Origin of the sequence: Mycobacterium sp. E3247, assembly GCF_001667785.1 — a bacterium.
Lineage (GTDB): Bacteria > Actinomycetota > Actinomycetes > Mycobacteriales > Mycobacteriaceae > Mycobacterium.
In genome coordinates this window covers 1-4,997 of record NZ_LZJG01000142.1, presented here as the reverse complement: position 1 = coordinate 4,997, position 4,997 = coordinate 1, and the positions used below count along the sequence as shown (strand labels likewise).

Sequence of the window (4,997 nt, the reverse complement as noted above, 5' to 3'; positions counted from 1 at the left end):
CCGCGCAGCGCCTCGAGCTCGCGGGCCAGCCGGTCCAGCACCCAGTCCACCTCGCTGGTCTTGTATCCGCGCAGCACCTGGGTGAATTTGACGGCGTCGACGTCCGCGCCCGTCACGCCGTAGGCGGGCAACACCGTCGCGGTGGTCCCCCGCGGCAGGGGCGGCAGCTGCTCGCCCCGACCGAACAACAGACTCGCCGCGCCGAACAGCACGATCGCCACCAGCACCAGAACCACCAGGTAGAGCAACACCAATGCCACGCCGTCGATACTGCCCTATGCGACCGACACCGCGACGAAGCAGCGGGGCCTCAGCGCGGCCGCAGGACTGCCATAGGCGGGCGGTCCGCCAGCGACACCGGCGAAGTGTGCTGGGTGTAGCCGTGAGCATCGGGTCCGTCCGGCCCGACGGCGAAGAACTGCGTCAGCCCGACACCGGAGTCGGGAACGCCGCAGCGTGAGAGCAGGGTCGCGATGACCTGGCGGCTCATCGCGCCGAGTTCGGCCAGCGGCCGGTTGCGGTGTGCGCGCACACCCAGGTTGACCTGGGCGATCGCGTCGGCGCCGAGCCGGTCGAAGGTGTCCAGCAGCAGGCCTATCTCCACCCCGTAGCCCGGCGCGAACGGCACCGACGTCAGCAGTTCACGGGTGGCCGCGTACTCGCCGCCGAGCGGCTGCAGGATGCCGCCCAGCTCCGGCCGCAGCGCCGCGAGCAGCGGCCGGGCCACCAGCTCGGTGACCCGCCCGCCGCCGGTGGCGCCCGCGGCGCCCCCCACGTCGCCGACCTGCAGCGGCCGCCGGTAGAAGCTCTTGACCAGGTGGATGCCCCGGGAGAGCGGGCCGGTCAGCAGCGGGCCGACCAGCCACGGCACGAACATCGGGTGCGGGTTGATCAGGTCGGAGTCGACGAACACGACGATGTCGCCGCTGGTGGCCGCGAGCGAGCGCCACAGCGCCTCGCCCTTGCCGGGCCGGATGGGCACCTCGGGGAGGGCCTGCTCGCGGCTGACGACGCGGGCCCCGGCGGCGACGGCGCGGATCTCGGTGTCGTCGGTCGAGCCGGAGTCCAGCACGATCAACTCGTCGACCAGCCCGTCTACCAGCGGGGAGATGCTGTCGACGACCGACGCGATGGTTTCTTCCTCGTTGAGCGCCGGCAGCACCACCGAAATGGTGCGCCCCGCCTTCGCGGCCTCGAGTTCGGCGACGGTCCAGGTGGGACGGTTCCAGCTGCGGTCGGCCAGCCAGGTGGCACCGGGCCGGGCGGACAGCACCGCGCCGGCGGCGAGGTCCCCGGCGACCAGGTCGGATGCCGTCATGCCAGCCCCCTCACCGTGCGCGCCGGCGGGCGAACCCCCTGGATCGACGCCACCATTTCCAGCACGCGCCGGGTCGCGGCGACCTCGTGCACGCGAAACATTCGGGCACCGGCGGCCGCCGCCAGCGCGGTGGCCGCCAGCGTTCCCTCGAGCCGCTCGGTCAATTCCACACCCAAAGTCTCCCCGACGAAGTCCTTGTTACTCAAAGCCATGAGCACCGGCCACCCGGTATTAACAAGATCACCCACGTGACGCAACAGCAGCAGCCCGTGGAAGGTGTTCTTGCCGAAGTCGTGGGCCGGGTCGATCAGCACCCGGTCGCGGGCCACCCCGCGGGCGACCGCGCGTTCGGCGGCGGCGGTGACCTGGCGGATGACGTCGTCGACCACGCCGCGCGTGCTGGTTCCATAGCTCACCCGAAACGGACGCGTGCGGGGCAGCGCGCCGCCGGTGTGCGAGCACACCAGGCCCGCACCGAACTCGGCGGCGACCCCGGCCAAGGCCGGGTCGATGCCGCCCCAGGTGTCGTTGATCAGGTCCGCCCCGGCCGCGCAGGCCACCCTGGCCACCTCGGAGCGCCAGGTGTCGACGCTGATCAACCGGTCCGGGTAGGCGTCGCGCAGCCATTCGATGAAGGGGATCAACCGGGCGATCTCGGTCTGCGCGTCGACCTCCTGGCCCGGTCCGGCCTTGACGCCGCCGACGTCGACGACGTCGGCGCCCTCGGCGACGGCCCGGTGCGCGGCGGCCCGGGCGGCCTCGTCGCTGAAGGTCGCACCCTTGTCGTAGAACGAGTCGGGGGTGCGGTTGACGATCGCCATGATCAGCGGGCGATCGCCGGCGACCGGACGGCCGCACCAGCTGGACTGCACGCGTCTATAGTGCCCGGTCACCGGGTCGCGCGGCGTCCCGGGATCCGGTGTGCGGCCAGGGCGCACACTCAGCCGCGCGGCCGCTTACCGTCGGCCACCTCGTCGGGGTATTCGTCGTAGTACGGCACGTAGCCCTCGTCTCGGCCGGCCAGCACGTACAGCGGATCCTTGATGTCCGATCCGTAGGCCTGCTCGCGCAGCTCCACCTTGCGGCTCTTGAACGTCGTGGTGTGCTCCAGCGAATCGACCACCCGCACGAACAGCGGCAACGCGTAGGCCGGCAGCTGGGAGTACACCGCGCGGGCCAGCGACTTGCCGTCGAACTCCGCGCCGTCGCGCAGCTTGACCGCGGCCATCCCGGCGCGGCCGCCGGTGCGGGGAATCTCGACACCGAAGACCGTGCATTCCTCGACGGACGCGTCGGACGCCAACGCCGCCTCCACCTGCGTGGTGGCGACGTTCTCCCCCTTCCACCGGAAGGTGTCGCCGAGCCGGTCGACGAACGCGGCGTGCCCCATGCCCTGCGGGCTCATCACGTCACCGGAGTTGAACCACACGTCCCCCTCGCGGAAGGCGTTGCGCACCAGCTTCTTTTCGCTCGACTCCTTGTCGGTGTAGCCGTCGAACGGCTGCAAGCGGTTGACCGGGCTGAGCAGCAGGCCGGGCTCCCCGGACGGCACCCGGCGCACGCGTCCGTTGTCGTCGCGCAGTGGAGCCCCGGTGTCGGGGTCGTACTCCACGTAGGCCAGCGGCATCGGGAAGACACCGGTGGTGCGGGGCACGTTGAAGACGTTGATGAACGCGGTGTTGCCCTCGCTGGAGGCGTAGAACTCGCAGACCCGGTCGATGTCGAACCGATCGGTGAACTCGTCCCAGATCTCCGGGCGCAGCCCGTTGCCGGCGATCACCCGCACCTGGTGCGCGCGGTCGGTGGCCTTGCGGGGCTGGTTGAGCAGGTACCGGCAGATCTCGCCGATGTAGATGAACGCCGTGGCCTCCGCGTCGATCACCTCGTCCCAGAACTTCGACGCCGAGAACGCCTTGCCCAGCGCCAGCGTCGCGCCCGAGTTGATCACCGACGACAGCGCGACGGTCAGGGCGTTGTTGTGGTACAGCGGCAGGCAACTGTAGAGCGTGTCGGAGCTCTTCAGCCGCAGCCCGATACCGCCGAACGCCGCGAGGGCCTTGAGCCACCGCAGGTGGGTCATCACGCTGGCCTTGGGGAAGCCCGTCGTGCCGGAGGTGAAGATGTAGAACGCGGTGTCCCTGGCCTGCACGGCCGACACCGACGGCGGGTTGGTGGCCGGTGCGCTGACGGCGAATCGTTCCAGGTCTTCGATGGTCATCGTCTCGGTGTCGCCCGAGCCGCCGCACTCGGCGACCGCGCTGACCAGGTCGGTCTCCGCGATCAGGACCTTGGCCTTCAGCAGGCCCAGGCTGTGCGCGAGGACCTCGCCGCGCTGGTGGTAGTTCAGCATCCCGGCGACGGCGCCGCACTTGACCGCCGCCAGCATGGTCAGCACCGCGTTGGGCGAGTTGCGCAGCATGATCGCGACGACGTCACCGTGGCCGACACCGTGGGCCGCCAGCACCGCGGCGTACCTGTTGGCGGCGGCGTTGGCGTCGCGGTAGGTCAGTTGCTGGTCGCCGAACCGCAAGAAGACCCGGTCGCCGTAGCGGGCGGCCCGCTCCTGGAATACCGTGCCGATCGACTTCTTCGAACCCGGCTGGGCCAGCAGCCCGGTCATCGCCCCCCGCACGATCACCGGCATATCGGCCAGCAGACCCGGCGCCCGCGATGCGATGTCGGTCAGTTTGACCGCGGTCCGCGCTCCCCCGTCGTGATCGGCCACGTCATCCCTCGATTCTGCGTTAACAACTCGGCGGACAGCCTAATAGGGACCACGAGATTGCCGGCGCCCTCATTCGGGCGCACACGCCTCCACGGCATCGCCCACCTTGTCGACCAGCACCAACCGGTCCATCGCCGGCTGCGAGACGTACCCGCTGTCCAGCAACCCGCCCAGCCAGGCCCACAGCCCTGCGTAATGCCCCAGCGGATCCAGCATGACGATGGGCTTGCGGTGCAGGCCGAGGTAGCCGGTGGTCCACGAGTCCAGCAGCTCGTCCAGGGTGCCGACGCCGCCGGGGAGCACGATGAACGCGTCGGCGCGCTCCTCCATGACGTGCTTTCGCTCGTGCATGGTCTCGGTGACGATGAGCTCGTCGGCGTCGGCGTCGGCGATCTCGACGCGCATCAGGACCTGGGGGATGACGCCGACGGTCCGGCCCCCGTGGGCGCGCGCGGCGGTCGCCACCGCGCCCATCGCCGACACCCGGCCCCCACCCCACACCAAAGTCCAGCCCCGCTCGGCGATCGCCTCGCCGAGTTCGGCAGCGACCGCAAGCAATTCGGGATGTTGCGGGCCGGACGCGCAGTACACGCACACCGCCCAGTCGCCGGCTGGCTCGGATTCCGGGCGCATACAACGAAAGGTAGACCAAGCTTGCTGACGCCCGCACACCGCGCGCAATAAAATCCGGCGATGCCGATTCGATGGAACGTCCCCCGGCACGCGTCGGCGCTGGAGCGGCTGGAGGCGGCGCTGGCGACCGGGAGAGGCGCCGTCGTGCTCGGACCGGACGGCTGCGGCAAGTCCACGTTGGCCCGGATGGCCGCCGACGACTTCGGCCGCCGACACCCCGGCACGCGCGTGCGGTGGGTCACCGGCACCCCGACCGAGCGCGCCGTTTCGTTCGGCGCCTTCAGCCACCTGGTCGAGATCGCCGACATCGGCAAGCCGGCC

5 protein-coding genes and 1 pseudogene are annotated in these 4,997 nt (G+C 70.7%); 1 reads left to right on the top strand and 5 read right to left on the bottom strand.

The window, feature by feature from the left end:
* The 5 genes from A9X04_RS07535 to A9X04_RS07515 form a co-directional block, all read right to left on the bottom strand.
* Positions 1-260 (bottom strand): DivIVA domain-containing protein (locus A9X04_RS07535; RefSeq protein ID WP_067919021.1); only part of this gene is annotated, 260 nt, incomplete at its 3' end.
* A 50-nt stretch (positions 261-310) separates the two neighbouring features.
* Entirely contained in the window at positions 311-1,318 is a 1,008-nt protein-coding gene (locus A9X04_RS07530; protein WP_067919020.1) for a glucosyl-3-phosphoglycerate synthase, read from the bottom strand.
* Positions 1,315-2,139, bottom strand: a complete 825-nt coding sequence (gene folP / locus A9X04_RS07525) for a dihydropteroate synthase (RefSeq protein WP_231985675.1) — start codon at positions 2,137-2,139, stop codon at positions 1,315-1,317. Before folP ends, A9X04_RS07530 begins: the two co-directional genes overlap by 4 nt.
* A 119-nt stretch (positions 2,140-2,258) precedes the next feature.
* Entirely contained in the window at positions 2,259-4,043 is a 1,785-nt protein-coding gene (fadD6, locus tag A9X04_RS07520; protein WP_067919018.1) for a long-chain-acyl-CoA synthetase FadD6, read from the bottom strand.
* A 69-nt stretch (positions 4,044-4,112) separates the two neighbouring features.
* On the bottom strand, positions 4,113-4,676 hold the full coding sequence (locus tag A9X04_RS07515) for a TIGR00730 family Rossman fold protein (RefSeq protein ID WP_067919017.1): 564 nt from the start codon (positions 4,674-4,676) through the stop codon (positions 4,113-4,115).
* A 60-nt stretch (positions 4,677-4,736) separates the two neighbouring features.
* Between A9X04_RS07515 and A9X04_RS30275 the strand changes: the two are divergent.
* A pseudogene (locus A9X04_RS30275) lies at positions 4,737-4,997 on the top strand (AAA family ATPase); the annotation flags it as partial.

Excerpts from the sequence above, each read along its gene's own strand:
- A9X04_RS07530 (WP_067919020.1), bottom strand. The coding sequence starts at position 1,318 with ATGACGGCATCCGACCTGGTCGCCGGGGACCTCGCCGCCGGCGCGGTG.
- A9X04_RS07515 (WP_067919017.1), bottom strand. The coding sequence starts at position 4,676 with ATGCGCCCGGAATCCGAGCCAGCCGGCGACTGGGCGGTGTGCGTGTAC.
- folP (WP_231985675.1), bottom strand. The coding sequence starts at position 2,139 with ATGGCGATCGTCAACCGCACCCCCGACTCGTTCTACGACAAGGGTGCG.